Raw genomic sequence first — 20997 nt, forward strand, 5'->3', positions numbered from 1 at the left:
AAAATCGAATTTATGGTTAATCACCCAATTATTTATTAATTGCTATGCTGGATATCTTGTATAAATATAAACTGAGGAGCTACTGATGCATAAAATTATTATTGATAGTGATCCAGGCGTTGATGATGCCGTCGCGATTTTTTTAGCACTTGCTTCACCTGAAATAGAGCTAGTTGGCATTACGACTGTCGCGGGAAATGTTGGATTAGATAGAGTTCATAATAATGCGAAACGACTGCTAGCATTGGTAAAACGGCCTGATATTCCCTTAGTTAAAGGCTGCTCACATCCAATTATGACAAAATGTAGCAATCACACAGATGTACATGGCGAAGACGGTCTGGCGGGTATTCCTTTACCTGAATCAAATTACCCTGAACACTCAGGCCACGCAGTCGACTTTATCATTGATACTGTGATGTCAAACCCTGGTGAAATAACACTCTGCCCAATAGCCCCTCTAACCAATATAGCCATAGCAATGATCAAAGAACCAAGGTTAGCCGATAATATAAAAGATATCGTATTGATGGGAGGAGCGGCATTCACCCAAGGAAATGTCACGCCAGCGGCGGAATTTAATTTTTATGTCGATCCACACGCTGCGCATATCGTTTTTGAAAATGCCCACCATGTCACCATGTTGGGTCTTGATGTCACCACAAAAGCTGATATTCGATCTGGTCTTTGTAACTCATTAGAAAAACAAGGCCATATTGCTCAAATTACCGCAGCAATGTCTCGCAAATATGCAGAGTTTGATCCATTTCTACATGACCCATGTGTTATTGCTTATCTTATTCAGCCAGAGATATTTTCATCCGTAGAAGGGAATATTTATATTGAATGTGGATCCAAGACCCTATTTGGTCATAGCTTAGTGACTAATAGTACAAAAAATAAAGTTACCAAACCTAAATGCACAATTGTCACCGATGTAGATAGTTCAAAATTAATGCCTTTAATTGCAGAACGCATAGGTACGCTTGGTTAAACAATACATGGCTATATTAGCCGAGTGATCAGTACCTTCAACTATCAAGATCACCTTCTTTTACTCACACGATAATAAAACCGTGTCGACATTTTGTCGTCAATAAGCGATAAAAACAAAAAAGCCACTTCTTTCAAAGTGGCTTAATATGCTGATTTAACAGCTAAAATTTGGTGGCCCCTGCTGGACTTGAACCAGCGACCAATCGATTATGAGTCGACTGCTCTAACCAACTGAGCTAAGGGGCCAAAGTGGGAGCGATTATACGTGCTGTTTTATCTCAGGTCTAGTCTTTCCAAACTGTATGGCGATTTTCTATCCAATCACTTACACAGCCTTATCGTTCAGCAAGATAGCATCATCAAAAACTATTATTCATAATGAAATAATGATGCTTTTTTCTTGCTGTATTTGCGTTTATAAGAGACTTTTCCAACATATATTTACAGTAAATAATTTATAAAAAATGAAATATTCCTGATAAAGCCCCAACAGAATCTGTTTTATAGTTTAAACATCGAAACAGCATAATTAATTGATATAAAACAATAATATTTATCTACATTAGGTGAGTATGTAGGTAGATGATTAACAACAGGATCTTAACGATGAAAAAAGTACGTGCTGTTCAATACGGTTGTGGAAAAATGGGCAAGTTCTTGATCCGTTACCTACAAGAACATGGCGCTGAAGTCGTAGCGGCTTTTGATATCAATGAGGCGGTTATTGGCAAAGATATTGGTGAAATATCGGGTACTGAGTTAACAGGAGTTAAAGTTCAGCCCTTGAATGAAGCCGAAGCAACATTATCTCGTTTAAAACCTGACGTCGGCGTTATCGCAACGTTGAGTACCATGGCTGACTTAAATGACGCATTTTCCCTCTTTGCTCGCCTAGGCATCAATGCGATTTCGACTGGCGAAGAAGCCCTTTATCCATGGAATTCATCACCTGAAATAACTAAAGAACTCGATCAACTGGCAAAAACGACTAATTGTACCCTAGCAGGCAGTGGTTATCCAGATATGTACTGGGGGGTACTGATTGATACCTTGGCCGGCTCTATGCATAAGCTAACCAAGATCAAAGGCTCTAGCTGCTACAACGTTGAAGATTATGGGATAGCACTCGCAAAAGGCCACGGTGCTGGATTAACTGTGACTGAGTTTAATCAGCAAATTGGTAACTATAATGATCTTCCTTATGCAGAGATCTCACAAAAAATAGAAAGTGGCGAATATGCTCCACCTTATATGTGGACACAAAACGGTTGGTTAGCTAGCCGTTTAGGGCTGACTATAACCAATCAAACTCAGCGTTGTGTTCCTCAAATTGCTACCGAAGATATCTATTCAGATACCTTAAAAATGACGGTTAAAAAAGGTGATGTCTTAGGTTTATCTGCGCTTGTGATCACCGAAACTGCTGAAGGCATAACCTTAGAAACAGAATGCATTGGAAAAATATTAACGGCAAATGAGTGTGATAAAAATAGTTGGCAATTTATTGGTGAGCCAAATACAGCCATTGAAGTGAATAACCCAGCAACGGTCGAATTGACCTGTGCTAATCTGGTTAATCGCATACCTGCACTGATCAAAAGCCCTGCGGGCTTCATTACAACAGAGAAAATGCCAAATAATGTCTTTATGACTAAACCAATGCACGAATACTTATAACAGCATAAGTACATGGAGCGCATTAGAAGATGTGCTCCATAATCACTACCGTGGTTTAACCATTTGCCACTCTAAATGGCGTTTGATCGACGGCCATTCGGACAAGATAATGCTATAAACACAGGTATCGCGTAGTTCTCCCGTCCGTGTATAAACATGGCTTCTTAAAATACCATCGAGTTTAGCCCCCAAACGCTCAATCGCTTTACGGCTTTGCTGATTCAAAAAATGAGTTCTAAACTCCACGGCAACACAAGCTAGAGATTCAAAGGCATATTGCAATAATAAAAATTTTGCCTCGGTGTTAATGGCTGTACGTTGAACTTCTCGGCTATACCATGTCGCCCCAATTTCAACCCTACGAGTCTCATGATCGACTTTATTATAAGCCGTCATACCTACAGGGTTGCCTGTTGTTTTATCTATCACAACAAATGGCAGCATTTCTTGTTTTTGATAAAGCCCCAGCCGCCTATCAACATCTTTACTGACATTTTCAGGCTCAGGCACCGAGGTATACCATAAATTGTGTAGACCATCGCGTTGTATAATATGGGAAAATTGCTGGTCATATTGATGAGATAATAGCTCAAGCCGTACAAATTTCCCTTCAAGTTCAATCACCTGACATATATTTTTCATGGTTTACCTCTATATTGAACGCTCTGACTATTTCTACAGGTGAATTGTGACAAAAGTATAAAATAATACGTAATTATCATTGACGCTAACTATATACAAATAAAACACATGATAAATATCACATTTTTTTAACATATTTTTCTATTAACCATTTTATTGAGCTACAGTTAACTCCTCTGACCTGTCATACTCGTCATTCTTCAAGTTGCAGCGCTTTGCGTTAAGGTATGGTGACTACGTTCACTCGCACGAGTCACATTTCCTAGCGGCTCGTTCACTTGTCGCCTAGCTGCGCCTCGAATTATTTAGAGTAGAATAAGACCCCTTAAGGGAGCAAAATATGAGCAATTTCCCACATCTTTTTTCCCCTCTCGATTTGGGGCACACTGTATTAAAGAACCGTATTTTAATGGGTTCAATGCATACCGGCCTTGAAGAGCACCCTGAAGGTAGTCAACGCTTAGCTAATTTCTATCGATTACGCGCAGAAAATGGCGTTAGTTTGATCATTACTGGTGGAATTGCACCAAATAAAGAAGGTGCATTAACAGCCCATGGTGCCGTACTTAATTGCCCTGAGCAGCTACCTTTTCATCAAGCGATCACTCAGGCAGTTCATCAAGCCGACGGTAAAATCGCCTTACAAATTTTACATGCGGGTCGCTATGGTTTTCACCCACATATCGTTGCTCCCAGTGCCATTCAAGCTGAAATTACCCCTTTTGCACCCAAAGCGTTGACTGAACAAGAGATAACTCAAACTATTGATGATTTCATCAACACGGCAAAACTTGCACAACAAGCGGGGTATGATGGCGTTGAAATTATGGGTTCAGAAGGTTATTTAATTAACCAATTTATTACTAAACGAACTAATCATAGAACTGATCAATGGGGTGGTAGCTACGAAAACAGAATTCGTTTTCCATTGGAAATTGTTCGCCAAATCCGCCAGCACGTAGGGGCGAATTTTATTATTATTTATCGACTTTCGATGCTTGATCTCGTCGAAGATGGCTCTAATTGGCAAGAAGTTCTCTATCTAGCCAAAGCTATCGAGCAAGCAGGTGCAACCATGATTAATACAGGTATCGGGTGGCACGAAGCTAGGATCCCAACCATCGCTACACAAGTACCACGCAGTGCATTTAGCTGGGTAACTGAAAAATTAATGGGGCACGTCAATATCCCACTGATCACAACGAATAGGATCAATGACCCTTTTGTTGCTGAACGGATCCTTGCCACCGGGCAAGCCGATATGGTTTCCATGGCACGCCCATTCCTTGCTGATGAGGCATTTGTACGTAAAGCACAGGAAAATCGTGCCGATGAAATCAATACCTGTATCGGTTGCAACCAAGCCTGCCTTGATCAAATTTTTAACGGCAAACTCGCCTCTTGCCTTGTTAACCCACAAGCCGTTAGAGAACTTGACTATCCAAATGAAAAAGCCACGCAATTGAAATCTGTTGCTATCGTTGGTGCCGGCCCTGCGGGGCTATCATGTGCGATTTATGCAGCTAAACGCGGACATAAAGTGACCTTGTTTGAAAAATCAGATCAGATCGGTGGCCAATTTAATATGGCGAAGCAGATCCCTGGAAAAGAAGAATTCTATGAAACGATCCGCTACTTTTGCCGCCAGCTCGAACTACTGAATATTGATGTTCGCCTTGATCACCAAGCTGATATTAATGACTTAATAGATTTTGATGAAGTCATTATTGCAACGGGCGTTGTGCCACGGGCCATTCATTTGGAAGGGGTAAATCATCGAAAAGTATTATCTTATATTGATGTTTTGCTCGGTAAACGCGTTGTTGGCCACTCTGTTGCGATTATTGGTGCTGGTGGTATTGGTTTTGATATCGCGGAATATTTAAGCCAAAAAGGCCAAAGCAGTAGTTTGAATCCACCATTATTCAATCAAGAATGGAATATCGATACCAATATTCATTCCGCTGGTGGATTGTTCAAACATTCATCCCCCCCAATACAATCTCCTCGACAACTTTATTTGCTGCAACGTAAAAACAGTAAAGTTGGAGCTGGATTGGGGAAAACAACAGGTTGGGTACATCGCTTATCATTAATGAAACGAGGTGTACAAATGCTAAATAGCGTTGAATATATGAGCGTTGATGACGATGGGCTGCATATTCGACATCAAGATCAAGTACGCTGCTTACCTGTTGATAATGTTATTCTTTGTGCAGGGCAAGAACCTTATCGCCCTTTGAAAGAGCAGCTATCACAACGTGGTATCAACGCTTATGTGATTGGTGGTGCTGATGTTGCCGCAGAGTTAGACGCAAGAAGGGCAATAGAGCAAGGCATGCAAGTCGCCTATCAATTATAAGGTTATAAGGTGTTCGCCACCGATACCAAGCACAACACCCTATATTAAGATAGGGTGCAGCTAACATCTCGCTGCACCCTAAATTATTTAGAAATAAAAGTGGGTTTATTTCATCATTCACGGATCTTTCTGTGAAAATTGAGCTTCTGGATCAATTAACTTTTCATCTTCAGACAAACAAACCGCGGCGGTAAATAATACGTCAGTTGATGAATTAAGTGCAGTTTCTGCGGAATCCTGTAACACACCAATCATCACTCCTACCGCGACCACTTGCATAGCAATTTCATTGGAAATACCAAACATATTACAAGCCAATGGGATCAACAATAATGAGCCTCCAGCAACACCAGATGCCCCACAAGCACACACCGCGGCGACTATGCTCAGCAATAATGCCGTTGGAATATCAACAGGGATACCTAATGTATGTACGGCTGCTAATGTCAGCACTGTAATCGTAACCGCAGCCCCACCCATGTTAATGGTTGCACCTAATGGAATCGAAACTGAATAAGTGTCTTCATGAAGGTTCATACGGCGACACATTCCCATATTTACTGGAATATTGGCTGCCGAACTGCGGGTAAAGAAGGCGGTAACACCGCTCTCACGTAGACAAGCAAAAACCAGCGGATAAGGGTTACGTTTAATTTTCCAGTAAACAATGATTGGGTTAACAATCAGCGCTACGACCAACATACAACCAATCAATACAGCCAATACATGGAAGTAGCCTTTTAGAGTAGCAAACCCTGTAGTCGCAATGGTCGACGCAACCAGTCCGAAAATACCAAGAGGTGCTAAACGGATCACCACTCTTACTAGCTGAGTGACGCTTTCTGAGAAGTCTTGGATCATACTCTTAGTTGCGTCACTTGCGTGGCGTAAAGCAATCCCTAAACCGATTGCCCAAGCAAGAATACCAATATAGTTACCTTTGATCAGTGCATCGACTGGATTAGCAAAAATATTGATTAATAAACCCTTAAGCACTTCAGCAATATTACTTGGAGGCGTAAGTTGAGTATCACCAACGGCTAAAACAAGGTTTGATGGAAATAAAAAGGATCCCATTACCGCAACCAATGCGGCAAAGAAGGTACCTAATATATACAATACTAAGATTGGACGAATACTAGTTTTTTGCCCTTTACGGTGATTAGCAATCGATGCCATAACCAGTACCCAAACTAAGACTGGCGCAACCGCTTTTAACGCACTAACAAATAAATCCCCCAACAGTGCAACGTTTTTTGCTCCTGTTGGCCATAACCATGCCAATAAAATACCCGCAATTAAACCAACAAGTATTTGTTTAACTAAACTGCCTCTTGTTACGGCCTGCCATAACCCCATTCTGTTCGTTTCCATAGAAGACCCATATATTATTTATCATTATTAGGAATAAAATGTGCTTGCCTTGTCAGTATAAGGAATAATTGTCTTCTGAAAAGGCGATTAGTTTAAATATAGACAATAATTTATTTGTTTTAACAATATATTTACATATCTGTGATCTTAACTGTATTTTGTTTCTTATAGTAGGATAGGGGATGATAAAATGTATGATGGTTTTCAATCAATTAAATAAAAAAAGCACTCATACTAATTATGAGTGCTTTAATTTTAAATTGATGTTAAATGTTAATAATGAGAGGCGTTTCGTTTATTGACGATCGTATTGATAATCAAAGTAATCACTAAAATGGCAGCCACCACACCAAGCGAAATCGCGGTTGGAATATGGTAAACATCCATTAATAGCATCTTGACGCCAATAAAGGTTAAAATCACCGCTAATCCATACTTAAGCATACTGAATTTTTCAGCAACACCGGCGAGCAAGAAGTACATTGCACGCAGACCCAAAATCGCAAATAGATTTGATGTGAGTACAATAAATGGGTCAGTCGTGACAGCAAAAATTGCAGGGATACTATCAACAGCAAATATAACGTCACTAATTTCAACTAAGATCAGTACTAAAATCAACGGTGTTGCAAATAACACACCATTGCGTTTGATAAAAAACTTCTCGCCATGCAACTCATCGGTCATACGTAAATGTGAACGTACCCATTTGACTAATGGCTTATCATTAATGGGGGAATCGTCTTCTTTGGCAAACGCCATTTTAAGTCCGGTAAACAACAGAAACAGGCCAAATAGGTATAGGATCCAGCTAAATTGGGTGACTAGCCAACTACCCGCAAAGATCATAATCGTACGCAGTACGATGGCACCGAGCACGCCATAGACCAATACTCTTCTTTGTAGGTTAGCAGGGATCGCAAAGTAGCCGAACAACATTAACCACACAAATACATTATCAACCGCAAGTGCTTTTTCTAGTAGATAACCCGTTAAAAATGCCATTGTTTGGCTATTCGCAAATTCAGCGCTAACAGTGTCGTTGAGATACCACCAGAACCCACCAGCAAAGATCAGTGATAAAGTGACCCAAAGAATACTCCAAGCCGCAGCTTGTTTCATCGACATCGCTTGTCCTTTGTGCTTACCTTGCCAAAACAAATCGACAAGCAACATGAACAAGATTATGGCCGCAAAACTACCCCATAAAACAGGATTACCCACAGAGTGCATATGATTTCCTTAAAAAACAAAAAACGGCTGACATCTCAGAAGACGCCAGCCGCTTTAAACTGTTTGAACCTAAAGTGACCACTTTTTGGTTGTAAACAACGTGCAAACCTCGCCTTCTGGCAAGGTCTCACTTACAACACAAAAGCCCTAGGATCAGGAAATTGTGGTGCTCGGCTACCGGGCGCAATGTGTGCACCGTAATGACGATAAACCGACAAGAAGAAGTTACTCCCCTTTGCTATAACGAGTAAGATAGGGTAATTAGTCCTAAAATGCAATCATTAGCCTTCAATATTTCAATAAATTTTTTGAGGAAATGATCCATAATGAAAAAACACTTTTTTATCATTTTTAGCTTAAAAACTACTGATAGTATCTATTTTGACGTCACTTACCGCACGAAAGACAATTTGTTCATAGGATCCCTTCAATGAAAAACTTAAATGAATTCTAAAAATAGAGTAAGAATTTACTGTTTAGTTATTTTCGCTTTTGTTAAAGTGGGCATGCTTTAAACTAACAGCCTGAGGGAACATGACTTTTCACTTAGGTATTCGCATAATCCATGTCTCCCTGCTCAACAATAAGATTGTTGCTGTTATTGCCGTTTAGGAAACATTAATGGAATTAGTTAAAGAACTATTTTTTGCCCTTTGGCATCAAGACTATGCAACCCTATCCAACCCTGCGTTGGTCTGGGCGATTTACTTTATGTTATTTGCAATTCTTTTTCTTGAGAATGGGGTTCTCCCTGCCGCATTCCTACCAGGTGACAGTTTACTGATCCTTGTTGGTGTTCTCATTGCAAAAGGTACACTGAGTTACCCATTGACGATTGTTATTTTGACAGCTGGCGCAAGTCTAGGGTGCTGGGTTGGCTATATTCAAGGACGATGGCTGGGTAATACTAAGTTGGTAAAAGGTTGGTTAGCACACCTCCCTGAACACTACCACCAACGCGCTTACGGCCTGTTTCATCGTCATGGCCTAGCAGCACTATTGATAGGTCGTTTCTTAGCTTTTGTTAGGACATTATTACCGACAATCGCAGGGCTCGCAGGCCTACAAAATGGTCGTTTTCAAGTGTTTAATTGGCTAAGTGGCCTACTTTGGGTGCTGATCCTAACTGCAATTGGTTTTGGCTTTGGTAAAAGCCCGATATTTCTGCAATATGAACACCACATTATGAATGTGCTGATGTTGATCCCTGTAGGACTATTGATCCTTGGTCTTATCGGCAGTATCGCAGTGGTCGTCAAGAAAAAGCTATCAACCAAGAAATAAGTTCACTATTAAGCGAGAGGGCAATCCACCTCTCGCTTTATCTTTGATTTATTGCCAACCCTTAGCCCCCCTTTAGCGATAACAATTTACTAACAAAAATTTCACAACATTTCTTCTTATTTAAAATTAAATACGCTTTTACATTAATTTAATCAATAAATAGGCAATCATTCATTGCACTTATAGCAAAAATAGTTATTGTTAAGACTGGCATTATATTTTTCTATACTCTAATCATTTGAAGTACAGGTAAACGACAAGTGAACAAACCTGCAACTTAAAGTATGACGAGTATATTGATTAATTAACTTATCGGAGGCTCCACCATGTCATCGAACCATTCATCAGAAGAACTACGCGCAGAACTCAAAGCACTGGCAGACTCTTTAGAAGCGATGCTCAACGATACCGGAAACAAATCAAAAGAAGAAATAGAGAGCCTAAAACATAAAGCACAAGATGCCCTGTCATCTTCACGCGCTAAACTCAGCCAAGCTGGTGAAAAAATCACTGAGCAAACCAAAGAAATTGCCGGTCGTGCAGATAATTATGTTCGCGAAAACCCATGGACAGGTATCGGTATTGGTGCAGCTGTTGGCGTTGTTCTCGGCGTATTGCTCGCTAAACGTTAATTCATATGGAACAACAAGAGCGTCAAGGCCCCGGTAAAGGGGTCCTAGCTACCTTGCAGCGCATTGCTGGCATCGCAGTACAAATGGTAGAAACCCGCATTCAATTAATTGCGGTTGAGTTAGAGGAAGAAAAAACCACCCTAATTCAACTTATTTTAATGGCGGGTATCACTCTACTATTTACCGCCTTTGGATTAATGTGTCTGCTTGGTCTGATCTTTTGGTCAGTTGATCCTATTTATCGCTATCAAGCTCTAGCGATTACCACGGGTGTTCTTATTTTGTTAGCCATTATTGGGGCTATTTGGACACTCAAAAAAGCGAAACAGTCGACTTTACTTGGTGCAACCCGCGAACAATTAAAGAAGGACTCAAAAGCTTTGGTAGGATCAGATAATGAACAAAAGTAAACGCCAATTGCTAGTCGAAAAAAAACAGCACCTGATCGACAAAATTGATCAACAACGTGCTGCGTTATCTGCCGCTTCTGATGACTGGTTACAAGTCACTGAGCCTTATGATCGCACATGGAAAGTTATCGTCACTTTTAGGCCAATTTTTATGGCGGCTGCGGGTTTACTGTCTATCTATACCATTAAGCGCCCAAAGCGAATTTTTTCTTTAGGCAAAAAAGCGCTCGCTACTTGGGGTGTCATCCGTACTATCCGGGGCGCTGTCAATTCTAATCAGAAATAATCTCTCCCTTTAAAAAAACCTGAGGCGACTTAAGTGATCGCCTCAGGTTTTATTCGTTCAAAACCCATACTTCAAATTTTTTGTCCATCTTTGTTAATATCCTTTGCTTTTTATTGAACTAATAAATAATTACTATACGTACATCAAATGATTTTTAATCATTTAGTGCTAAAAACAACGTTATATAGTGACAAATATTGAATTTATTAGACATTTGCTGACCAAGTTAGCTGGAGAATCTTAATGAAAAATTTAGAAAATGGTGTTTTATTACTTGCTCGTATTATGATGCCAATTCTGTTTATTGTTGCTGGGTATGGCAAATTAGGTGACGCTTATGAAGGCACCCAACAATATATGCAAGCAATGGGTGTTCCAGGGTTTTTATTACCTTTAACTATTTTATTAGAACTGGGTGGTGGACTAGCCGTTCTGTTTGGTTTCCTAACACGAACAGTGGCTATTTTCACGGCTGGGTTTACTGTTTTAACCGCTCTGCTGTTCCATATTGATTTTAGCGTTGGACCAAATAGCTTGATGTTTATGAAGAATATGACGATTGCGGGAGGTTACTTACTCCTTGCTGTGACTGGCCCAGGGAAATTCAGTATCGACTATTTATTAAACAAAAAATGGTAATACAATCATCATTATGCCCTCTTATACTCTAACTAATTCAAGGGAAAGCATAATTCGGCAAGCTAATTGCCACCCCCTGTAATTTGCAGTATGACGCAATATTCATCCTAGCCATTGCCCCCAATACTCTGTCCGGTTTGGGGGCTTTTTTATGTGCGATTATTTGTTTTTATTGGCAAACAGTTTTGGGATCTCACGCAAACACCACGATTTGGCTTCCCCCATACTATCTCGGCGCCACGCCATAATAATATTGGTTTGATGGCTATACTCTGCACTAACAACACGCAAGCGCCCTTCTCGAATATCTTGCTCCACCAATGGATAAGGCATCGTCGCGACGCCTAAACCTGCTAATAATGCATTACGTTTATCTTCGATAGTCGAAACTGTTAGCCGTTGTTGTTTATCTAATAGTTGAACGGTGATCACGGGTCTTTCGCGAGCGGTATCAGCAACCGCAATGCCTCGATATTTGACTCTCGTAACATCAGAAAGTGGTTCAGGCTCTTGATGAATAGGATGATCAGGACTAGCCACATACACATGGTTGATACTGTATAACGATTTCGAATTGATCTCAGAAGATGAGCGAAAATGCATATCTGGCGCAATCACAATATCCGCTTTACCACTTTCTAAGCGCTCCCATGCCCCTGCAAGAACTTCGGTTAAAATAGAAAGTTGTGTGTCGGATTTTTCAGACAATTTATCAACTAAAGGAAATAAATCACAGGCCGGAACCAATGCTTCACAAACAAGGGTCAAGTGAGTCTCCCAACCTTTAGCTAGCGCCTCAGCATCTGAGGTGAGTTTATCAGCTGCTTCCAGTAACACTCGACCACGCTCTAACAACATTCTGCCGACATTCGTAAATTTTGTTCGATGTCCAGAACGATCGAATAGGATCACATCGAGCTCTTCTTCCAATTTTTGCATTGTATAGCTGAGTGCTGAGGGTACACGACCCAATTCATCAGCAGCAGCCGCGAAGCTACCGCGACGGTCGATCGCATCCATCACCCTTAATGATTCAAGTGTTAATGCTCTCTCTTTACTCATGGAATATCTCTTTCAGGAATTTTGAATGAAGGCAACAGATTAACTGGCTAACAATTCGACGTCCAGCTATTTATTATGACTGTATAGATTTGTATATTTTTGTTAAAACGAAAAGAGGGGTTAACCACCATGATGACACTAAGAGCCGTTAACCATTGCGGAAAAGCTGATTACGGTTGGCTACAAGCGCGCTATTCGTTTTCCTTTGGCCATTATTTTGATCCTGACTTTATGGGATTTAAAACATTACGAGTATTGAATCAGGAAGTGATTGCACCTGAAAGTGCTTTTCAGCCCAAAACTTACCCGCATGTTGATCTTGTTAACTTAGTTCTACAAGGTAGTGCGGAATACCGAGATAGCGCAGGTAATCGAATAGAGGTGAGTGAAGGCGAATGCATCCGATTTTCACCCCGCCCTGATTTAAGCTACAGTGAGCACAATATCTGTTCCGAAAAGCCATTAACCCGCTTGCAATTATGGCTAAATGCTTGCCCTGAGCAGGAGTACTATCCCGCTCAAAAAATTGCAGTGCCTGATGACAGTAATATGCTCATTGCCTCGCCTACTGGTGAAAACAATAGCTTACAGTTACGTCAACAAATTTGGATCACCCAGCTAAATATTGGCTCTGATAGCCCACAACATATTAAGTTGAAAGGTAAAAATGCTTATCTCCAATCGATCCATGGTGGAGCCAGCCTCACAGCAGGTAGTGGGGATACACTTGAATTACGTTGTAATGACGGTGTATTTATTCAAGATGAAAATGAGTTAACACTTTCTTCTCCAGCCACAATACGTGCATTACTGATTGATATTGGCGAATAACCAACCTAATAGGGGCAAAATTCTCTTTGCCCCTCCAAAAATGCTCTGCTTACGATACCTTCTCGTTTTTGCGATGATATTCGCAATTTTATGATCCGACATACTCTGTAAATTAGTCACCTTATGGTAGAGTCCAGCTCATCGTCCGCCAAAATTCGCATCTACTCTAAATAATTTGAGGTGCAGCTAAGCGACAAGCGAACGCGTCGCTAAGAGCATACACGAGTATGTGACTGGTGAGAGTGAGCGACGTCGCCATACCTCAATGAGATGCACTATAACTTGAACTATGACGAGTATAATATTTTGGTTAATCAGCTATTGTTAAGCTTTAAAAGGTGTTTTCGTGGCTTTATTCATTCAACAACGACTTAATCAAATTTTTGCCTGTATCCTTGATGAGGTTGTTCCTCAAGATGAACTAGCAAAGCGTTTTTCCGTTTCAACACGGACAATTCGTTCTGATATCAATGAAATTAATGAGTTGATACAAAATTATAGCGCCCATATTATCTATGAGCGTGGTCGCGGTTATTGTTTAAAAGTCGATGATGAAGCGCTTTTCGCCAAACTAACACAACAAAATGAAGCTGAAAATGGCATCCCCCGCACCAGCAAAGAGCGCGTCGATGCATTACTATTAAAATTATTGATGCTTTCCTTACCCGTTAAATTGGATGATATTGCTGAAGAGTGGTTTATCAGCCGTGGAACCCTACAGCAAGATATGAGTATCGTCAGGGAACATCTACAAAAATACCAAATACTATTAGAAAGCATTCCACATCAAGGGATCCGCCTTAACGGTAGCGAATGGGCAATCCGAGCCTGCATGACTGAAACGTTATGGCGTCGCTTTTCACAACAGCTAAATCATGACTTAGCCACTTTCCAGCCTGAATGCTTAGATAACCTTGATTTAACCTATATCGATAAAGTGCTACATAACAGCATGAATCGCTTTGATATTCGTCTCAGTAATGAAGGCCATCTCTACTTAGTATTTAACTGTGCAGTGACTATTTTACGTATTACACGTGGTCATGAGCTGACCTCCATTATCAAGAATCATGATAGTGAAGAAACCTTACGTAAAGCCTGTGATGAGGTATCTAAAGGATTGATTTATTTCCTTGGTAGCGATCTCTCCAGTCCAGAGCTCAGCTACCTTCATGATCAAATCATTGCCCAGCGGATCAGCAATCAAGATGTTGCTCAGCAAAAAAGTGGTAGCCACAGTGAGTTAGTTGAATACATTCTTAATTATATTAATGAATTATATAACTATGACTTACGTAATGATGAAAAACTCAAGCGTGATCTTAACACGCATATTGCGGCACTGATCACTCGACTTCAATATCATATCATCACACCTAACCCGCTCCTGAGTGATATAAAACAATATTACCCCTTCGCCTATGATGTCACCTTAAGTGCACTAACCAGTGCGAGCAAACAATTACTTCCTTACCCCATTAATGAAGATGAACTGGGTTACCTTGCCGTGCATATTGGTGTTAGCTTAGAAAGAAACTATGGCGCAGGCTCTATTCGGCAAACTGAAGTGCTTGTGGTGACTGATGCGGGGAACTCAACTTTTCGGGTGGTGGAGTCAAAAATCATGCGTGAATTCCCACAACTGAAGTTTAGCCGAGGTCTGACACTGCAAGAGTATGAATCCCTAGATCAAGTAGAAGAAGATTTTGTGATCACCACGGTGCGTATCTCTGAAAAAAATAAACCGGTGATTAAAATTGCGCCCTTTCCGACTCCTTATCAATTAGAACAAGTCGGTCGACTGGCCATGATGGATCAAACTCGCCCATATATTATTGAGCGTTTCTTTGATGAACGTTACTTTATGGTGATTAACGATAAGATCAGTCAAGAAACGTTATTCCAAACCGTTTGCCAAAAGCTACAACAAGATGGCTATGTCACTGCTGATTTTTACCCTTCGCTACAAGAGCGAGAGTCTATTGTCTCTACTCTACTTGGTGAAGGCATCGCCCTACCACATTCACTGGGATTGCTGGCTAACAAAACAGTGGTCGTAACAATTGTGGCGCCTAAAGGTATCGAGTGGAATAAAGACACCAAAGAAAATGCGTATGTCATTTTCTTACTGGGGATCAGTAAAGCTGATTATGAAGAAGCAATGGCTATCTACGATCTATTTGTCACCTTTGTGAAAGAGAAAACCACTCGCCGATTAGTAACAGTTAAAAACTTCAACGAATTCCAAGTGATAGCCAAAGACAGCTTAGCGCGTATCCTTTAATCTCTTTTCCTATCGCGGTGTATTGCCTATTTTTAACGCAATACACCTATTCTGTTTTTACTTCCACTTACTATCGGAAAAATAGCAATTGCATTATTTTGCGTGATCATAACCGCAATTCTATCATTTTGTTTTTTAGTAAAACCGGTCGTTTTTAGTCAATATTCTCCCAAGTGGAAATAAACACGCTCTCTCATGCGCTATTTCCACTTTTTCGTTTCCACTTAGTGCAAAATTGCAGTTTGTGACTTCCAGCACAATCAGAAAATAGCTAACCAACTGAATTTAAATCTAATTATCAACAACCCAATTTAAGATAACTGATTTTAAATCATCAAAAATAGATGTTATTTCCATTTATTTTCCATTTAGCTCAATCAATAACCACAAATCACATTTAGCCACTTCCAATTTATTTCCACTTTTAAGTGGAAATTCCATGCCTGCACAAGCCACATAGAACCGATTAAGGTATTCATCATGAAGGAACAAGCAGTTTAATTGCATTATTACCTTGGATTTTAAACAGTTATGAGTGAATCAGTTGTCGTTTTCAAGATGTCAGAACATAACCTCGACATCGATGAAGTAACACAGGAGCTGTTAGCCGTCATTAGTGGTTGGCTTAAACAGGAAAATTGCTACACCACCGATGTACAACAACAGATGTTGGAGTCTCATCTAAGAGCCATGGTAGCAAGAGCAAAAACAGGCGAAGCATTACCTGAAGTGGATATCAGTCTGTTCGATGAAATCTCACAACACTCTATTGCGCTGTCGCAACGTGTTGTCGATACCCTGCCGGGATTGGCACCAGAGGAGACATTTTTACTTTCAGTTCACTTTGAAGTAATCCGTTCGAATGATTAATTTTTGGGGAAAATCACTATGAAACAAGTTGTTGTTGCTATCGGAGATCGTTTAGGTAAAGGCCAAAAAGTCGCTGCTGGTGTTGAAGCAGCTGGCGGTAAAGCCGTTGTTGTGCCAGGTGTCGCTGCTGATATGAAATTAGGCGACGTGATGAATGCAGAACAAGCTAACTTGGGGATCTCTTTCTGCGGTAGTGGCGGTGCAGGCGCAATCACTGCTCAAACTAAATATGGTTACAAAGCACGTTATGGTATGCGTTCAATCGAAGAAGGCGAAACCGCGATTGCAGAAGGTTGCATCGTGTTAGGTTTCGGTTTTATGGATAAAGAAGAACTCGGCGAGCGCTTGGTTAAAGCCTATATCAAAAAATACGGCGACGCATAAATGAAGAAATCTATCGAAACGGTTGTGCGAGTCTCGGGTCAAGGCGACAGTAAGCAAAAAGCGATTGCTGATGCCCTGAACTCCATTCAACGCACCGTACTGAAAGAAAGCAATGACATTATCCTGCGAATTGAGCCCAAGGATGTTGCCGTTGTGAGTGCACACTCACAATCGCGGACAGAAAAATTTCTTTTCGTTTTTCTGCCCCGTAAACGTGAACATTTTCGTGTGGTGCTCGACGTTTCGCTAGATGTCACCCTACTTTCTGTCAACGAAATACCATTTACAGAACAATAAAAACAATACAGGTCTGGAGGCATTTCCATGAGTGAAACTGCATCTTTCTTAGAAATATTGGGTATGTCCCTCATCATTGGCGGCCTATGCGGCTTTGGCCTTGGTGCGGGTGCAGCTCGAATGTTCCACGCTCCTACTGTTCAAGGGATGGGGGCATTCCGTACACTTGGCGAACTTAATGCTTGTGAAGGCGACCCTGCTTCTCACTTTTCATTTGGTTTAGGCTTTTTCTTCAACGCATGGGCATCATCCGTTGCTGCTGGGGCATTCACGCAAGACGTAGATCACCGCATTATCCCTAACTGGGGTGCGGCTGCCCTATTATCTAAAAACCGCAACGTCGCAGAAACTCTGCACAACCCTAAAAAAATGGCCATTGCCTGTACCGTGATTGGTGCTTTGGTGGTTGCCTTCTTAAACACCACTGCATCAGCGGTTCCTGCCGCGCTACAAACTACGGCGATCAACGTGTTAGTACCGGCGGCAAACCTGCTGGTTAATACCGTGATGCCAGTTATTTTCTGGTTGGCTGCGATGGATGCAGGTCGTCGTTCTGGCTTTTGGGCAACCCTGTTTGGTGGATGTGCACAGTTGATCATGGGCAACGCCATCCCTGGTCTGGTTCTCGGTATTCTTATCGGTAAAGGCGTTGATGACAACGGCTGGAACCGTGTTACTCGCACAATGATGATCACTGTCGTGCTACTGTTTGTTCTGAGTGGCTTCTTCCGTGAATTCGACCTGAAAATGATCACCTCTTTCCATCTGGATAAACCTCTATGGCTTGAATACATCCATGGACTGCTGAGCGGGAAATAATCATGACAACTGAAATCAACAAACAAGACTTTTGGTACGCGGAATGGTCTTTCCCAATCTTTGTTGGGTTGCTATCAGCAGGGATCTTTGCCGGTACTCATATGTATGTCGTTTACGGGTTTGGGGCATTTAACGAAGTTGCCTTCGTGGCCATGTTAAAAGCAGGTTTAGATACAGGTGTTTACGGTGCAGTTGCTGCGTTTGGTGCTAGCTTCCTATTTGCTCGTATTATCGAAGGGTCATTAGTCGGTATCTTGGATATCGGTGGTGCCCTGCAAACCGGTATCGGCCTTGGTGTACCTGCGCTGTTCCTTGCAGCAGGTTGGGACATTTTAGTCACTAACTTTTGGATCTCACTGATAACAGGATTAATTCTTGGACTCATTATCGGTTTGATCATTGTATTCGCTCGTAAATTTACTATCGCGCAAGCCAACTCAACATTTGGTGCAGACATCATGATGGGTGCGGGTAATACATCAGGCCGTTTCTTAGGTCCATTGATTATCCTAGCCGCAATGGCCGCATCAATTCCTATTGGTATCGGTTCTTTGATTGGTGCACTGATCTTCTATGTATGGCAAAAACCGGTCGCTGGTGGCGCAATTTTAGGTGCGATGCTGTTTGGATATTTCTTCCCTCTCGCAGCCTAATGACAAGATAACAAAGAAGGTAATTATGTATTCTTTAATCATCAAACAGGGTAAGCGTATCGATGGCACACTCATTGATATTCTTATCAAAGATGGAAAAATCGAAGCAGCAGGCCCTGAGTTGGCCTGCAACCAACAAGCTGAAAAATGGATTGACCTAAAAGGGGAAACCTACGTCAGTGCGGGATGGATTGATTCACATGCTCACTGTTTTACCGAGTCACCTATCTACTTCGATGACCCAGACTTAGCAGGTGCTGCGGGTGGTGTCACCTCACTGGTTGATGCAGGTAGTGTCGGTGCTGACGATATCGACAAGTTTTATCAGCTCACACAAAAATCTCAAACCAATGTGTTTTCATTATTAAACATCTCACGTATTGGCATTATTGCCCAAAACGAACTGTCTGATATGAACAATATCAATGAAACCTGCTTTCAACAGGCGATTGAACGCCATCAAGGATTCATTGTTGGCATGAAAGCACGGATGAGTAAAAGTGTTGTCGGTGACAATGGAATTGAGCCGCTGATCAAAGCCAAACAGATGCAGAAAAAGCACCGACTACCATTAATGGTACATATTGGAAATAACCCACCGAATATTGACGAAATTGCCGATTTACTGACGCGTGGCGATATTATTACCCACTGTTTCAATGGGAAACCCAATCGTATTTTGGACGAGCAAGGAAACTTAAAACCGTCTATTGCTCGTGCCTTAGCGCGCGGTGTGATCCTTGATGTAGGACACGGTGGTGAAAGTTTTAGTTTCAAAGTGGCAGAACAAGCCATGCGCATTGGCACCTACCCTGACATCATTAGTTCTGATATCTACCATCGCAACCGTGTTAACGGTCCTGTTTACAGCCTTGCCTTTGTCATGACTAAGTTTCTGTGCATGGGCTTTAGTGCTGAAAAAATCTTGCGCTGTGTAACAGAAAAAGCGGCTGACTTGTTAGCTTTACCGGCAAAAGGTTATTTAAAACCGGGCTTTGATGCTGACATCACACTGTTTGATCTCAAAGAAGAACGCACTGAGCTGACCGATGCAGAAGGTGAACATCGTGTAGGGACACAACGTTTTGTACCTATCGCAGCAATTATTGGTGGCAAACATATTATTCATTCAGAAGGCGAATCTGAACATGCAATCGATTTATGAAAAGTATCAGCTAAAACACGTGATTAACGCCTCTGGCCGCATGACCATTCTTGGCGTATCAACCCCAACCCCCGAAGTGGTTGAACGTGTCACTTATGGCCTTAATCACTATTTTGAAATTAAAGATTTAGTGAATAAAACAGGCGATTACATCGCAAAATTACTGGATGTTGACAGTGCCGTTGTCGTCTCTTGCGCCTCCGCCGGTATTGCACAAGCTGTTGCTGCGGTGATTGTGCGTGATGACGATGACTTGCTGTTAAATTTACACTCATCATCTAAAGTGGTCCCACGCGAAATTGTGCTACCAAAAGGTCACAACGTTAACTTCGGAGCCCCCGTCGATACCATGGTGACACTTGGCGGCGGTAAGGTGATTGAGGCAGGTTTTGCTAATGAATGTTCCTCAGCTCAACTTTCAGCGAAGATCACCCCACAAACCGCAGCTATTTTGTATATCAAGTCTCACCATACGGTACAGAAAAGTATGCTAAGCGTGAATGAAGCTGCCGCTGTTGCACGCCAACACAATGTCCCATTGATTGTTGACGCTGCCGCAGAAGAAGATCTGACTAGCTACTATCAATCAGGTGCTGATTTAGTGATTTACAGTGGTGCCAAAGCGATTGAAGGACCTACCAGCGGCCTCGTTGTGGGTAAAAAAACCTATGTTGAATGGGTAAAACGCCAAAGCCAAGGCATTGGCCGAGCCATGAAAGTCGGGAAAGAAGGCATTTTAGGATTAACACTGGCGATTGAACAATACTTAACGGCAACCAAAGAAACAGGGGCTGAAATGGTGGAACGCATGAGTGGTTTTATTGAAGAACTCAATGCGATCCCTGCAATTTCAGCGCGTATTGTATGGGATGCCGCTGGCCGTGATATTGCCCGTGCTGAAATTAGCTTCGATGAAAAAATGATTGGTAAAACCACCTACCAAATCATGCATGAATTAAAACAAGGGGATACCGCGATCTACTTCCGTGAATACAAAGCCAATGAAGGCAAAGTGGAAGCCGATATTCGCAGTGTTAGCAATCAACAACTTGACGTTATTGCAGAGCGTATCCGTTTGTTAGTAAAAGGAATGTAAG

General features: G+C 41.5%; 22 protein-coding genes and 1 tRNA gene. 17 read left to right on the forward strand and 6 right to left on the reverse strand.

What is annotated here, in order from left to right; all coding sequences use genetic code 11:
* The first annotated feature begins 85 nt into the window (after positions 1-85).
* The gene (locus M1E96_RS16720) at positions 86-994 is read left to right on the forward strand and encodes a nucleoside hydrolase (protein ID WP_140180889.1); all 909 of its coding nucleotides are present in this window, start codon (positions 86-88) and stop codon (positions 992-994) included.
* 171 nt (positions 995-1165) lie between these two features.
* Here the strand turns inward: M1E96_RS16720 and M1E96_RS16725 are convergent.
* A tRNA-Ile gene (locus tag M1E96_RS16725) sits at positions 1166-1242 on the reverse strand.
* Between the two features lie 360 nt (positions 1243-1602).
* On the opposite strand from M1E96_RS16725, the gene M1E96_RS16730 reads away from it, so the two are divergent.
* A complete protein-coding gene (locus tag M1E96_RS16730) occupies positions 1603-2673 on the forward strand; it encodes a dihydrodipicolinate reductase (protein ID WP_140180891.1) in 1071 nt (356 codons plus the stop codon).
* Positions 2674-2718: 45 nt separating this feature from the next.
* Here M1E96_RS16730 and M1E96_RS16735 read toward each other — a convergent pair whose 3' ends face one another.
* A complete protein-coding gene (locus tag M1E96_RS16735; RefSeq protein WP_070928904.1) occupies positions 2719-3315 on the reverse strand; it encodes a GNAT family N-acetyltransferase in 597 nt (198 codons plus the stop codon).
* Between the two features lie 340 nt (positions 3316-3655).
* On the opposite strand from M1E96_RS16735, the gene M1E96_RS16740 reads away from it, so the two are divergent.
* Positions 3656-5677, forward strand: coding sequence for an NADPH-dependent 2,4-dienoyl-CoA reductase (locus tag M1E96_RS16740; protein WP_272580701.1), 2022 nt, complete (start codon positions 3656-3658; stop codon positions 5675-5677).
* Between the two features lie 117 nt (positions 5678-5794).
* Here the strand turns inward: M1E96_RS16740 and sstT are convergent, their stop codons facing one another.
* Together sstT and M1E96_RS16750 are read right to left on the reverse strand one after the other, a co-directional pair.
* Positions 5795-7051, reverse strand: coding sequence for a serine/threonine transporter SstT (gene sstT, locus M1E96_RS16745; RefSeq protein ID WP_272580702.1), 1257 nt, complete (start codon positions 7049-7051; stop codon positions 5795-5797).
* A 273-nt stretch (positions 7052-7324) separates the two neighbouring features.
* Positions 7325-8284 (reverse strand): TerC family protein, encoded by a 960-nt coding sequence (locus M1E96_RS16750; RefSeq protein WP_070928907.1) that lies wholly within the window; start codon positions 8282-8284, stop codon positions 7325-7327.
* 621 nt (positions 8285-8905) lie between these two features.
* Here M1E96_RS16750 and M1E96_RS16755 point away from each other — a divergent pair.
* The 5 genes from M1E96_RS16755 (at position 8906) to M1E96_RS16775 (ending at position 11535) form a co-directional block, all read left to right on the forward strand.
* On the forward strand, positions 8906-9568 hold the full coding sequence (locus M1E96_RS16755; RefSeq protein WP_070928908.1) for a DedA family protein: 663 nt from the start codon (positions 8906-8908) through the stop codon (positions 9566-9568).
* A gap of 326 nt (positions 9569-9894) precedes the next feature.
* Positions 9895-10200, forward strand: a complete 306-nt coding sequence (locus tag M1E96_RS16760) for a YqjD family protein (protein ID WP_070928909.1) — start codon at positions 9895-9897, stop codon at positions 10198-10200.
* 5 nt (positions 10201-10205) lie between these two features.
* Positions 10206-10610 carry a phage holin family protein gene (locus M1E96_RS16765; RefSeq protein WP_070928910.1) on the forward strand — a complete coding sequence of 135 codons (405 nt, stop codon included), beginning with the start codon at positions 10206-10208 and terminating at the stop codon, positions 10608-10610.
* A complete protein-coding gene (locus tag M1E96_RS16770) occupies positions 10597-10896 on the forward strand; it encodes a YqjK-like family protein (protein WP_140180895.1) in 300 nt (99 codons plus the stop codon). Before M1E96_RS16765 ends, M1E96_RS16770 begins: the two co-directional genes overlap by 14 nt.
* A gap of 243 nt (positions 10897-11139) precedes the next feature.
* Positions 11140-11535 (forward strand): DoxX family protein, encoded by a 396-nt coding sequence (locus M1E96_RS16775; protein WP_140180897.1) that lies wholly within the window; start codon positions 11140-11142, stop codon positions 11533-11535.
* A 159-nt stretch (positions 11536-11694) separates the two neighbouring features.
* Here M1E96_RS16775 and M1E96_RS16780 read toward each other — a convergent pair whose 3' ends face one another.
* The gene (locus M1E96_RS16780) at positions 11695-12597 is read right to left on the reverse strand and encodes a LysR family transcriptional regulator (RefSeq protein WP_070928913.1); all 903 of its coding nucleotides are present in this window, start codon (positions 12595-12597) and stop codon (positions 11695-11697) included.
* 129 nt (positions 12598-12726) lie between these two features.
* On the opposite strand from M1E96_RS16780, the gene M1E96_RS16785 reads away from it, so the two are divergent.
* Together M1E96_RS16785 and M1E96_RS16790 are read left to right on the forward strand one after the other, a co-directional pair.
* Positions 12727-13428, forward strand: coding sequence for a pirin family protein (locus M1E96_RS16785; RefSeq protein ID WP_070928914.1), 702 nt, complete (start codon positions 12727-12729; stop codon positions 13426-13428).
* A gap of 346 nt (positions 13429-13774) precedes the next feature.
* Complete coding sequence (locus M1E96_RS16790; protein WP_369427217.1) at positions 13775-15712, forward strand: transcription antiterminator; 1938 nt, start codon at positions 13775-13777, stop codon at positions 15710-15712.
* A gap of 357 nt (positions 15713-16069) precedes the next feature.
* On the opposite strand, the gene M1E96_RS16795 is transcribed toward M1E96_RS16790, so the two are convergent.
* On the reverse strand, positions 16070-16219 hold the full coding sequence (locus M1E96_RS16795) for a hypothetical protein (protein ID WP_175442545.1): 150 nt from the start codon (positions 16217-16219) through the stop codon (positions 16070-16072).
* Between the two features lie 24 nt (positions 16220-16243).
* Here M1E96_RS16795 and M1E96_RS16800 point away from each other — a divergent pair, with 24 nt between their 5' ends.
* From M1E96_RS16800 to M1E96_RS16830, 7 genes are read left to right on the forward strand one after another with little or no spacing between them, the layout of a single operon-like run.
* Complete coding sequence (locus tag M1E96_RS16800; RefSeq protein ID WP_070928916.1) at positions 16244-16582, forward strand: transcriptional antiterminator; 339 nt, start codon at positions 16244-16246, stop codon at positions 16580-16582.
* Positions 16583-16600: 18 nt separating this feature from the next.
* A complete protein-coding gene (locus M1E96_RS16805; protein ID WP_070928917.1) occupies positions 16601-16966 on the forward strand; it encodes an SFCGS family glycine-rich protein in 366 nt (121 codons plus the stop codon).
* Positions 16967-17263 carry a DUF4312 family protein gene (locus tag M1E96_RS16810; RefSeq protein WP_008912675.1) on the forward strand — a complete coding sequence of 99 codons (297 nt, stop codon included), beginning with the start codon at positions 16967-16969 and terminating at the stop codon, positions 17261-17263.
* 27 nt (positions 17264-17290) lie between these two features.
* On the forward strand, positions 17291-18082 hold the full coding sequence (locus tag M1E96_RS16815) for a DUF4311 domain-containing protein (RefSeq protein WP_014657591.1): 792 nt from the start codon (positions 17291-17293) through the stop codon (positions 18080-18082).
* A gap of 2 nt (positions 18083-18084) precedes the next feature.
* Positions 18085-18735: a DUF4310 family protein gene (locus M1E96_RS16820; RefSeq protein ID WP_070928918.1), complete on the forward strand. Its 651-nt coding sequence runs from the start codon at positions 18085-18087 to the stop codon at positions 18733-18735.
* 25 nt (positions 18736-18760) lie between these two features.
* Positions 18761-19900, forward strand: coding sequence for an amidohydrolase/deacetylase family metallohydrolase (locus M1E96_RS16825; protein WP_369427218.1), 1140 nt, complete (start codon positions 18761-18763; stop codon positions 19898-19900).
* Entirely contained in the window at positions 19884-20996 is a 1113-nt protein-coding gene (locus M1E96_RS16830) for a DgaE family pyridoxal phosphate-dependent ammonia lyase (protein WP_272580705.1), read from the forward strand. Before M1E96_RS16825 ends, M1E96_RS16830 begins: the two co-directional genes overlap by 17 nt.
* The last annotated feature ends 1 nt before the right edge of the window (position 20997 follow it).

The organism is Providencia sp. PROV236, assembly GCF_033676985.1.
GTDB lineage: Bacteria > Pseudomonadota > Gammaproteobacteria > Enterobacterales > Enterobacteriaceae > Providencia > Providencia manganoxydans.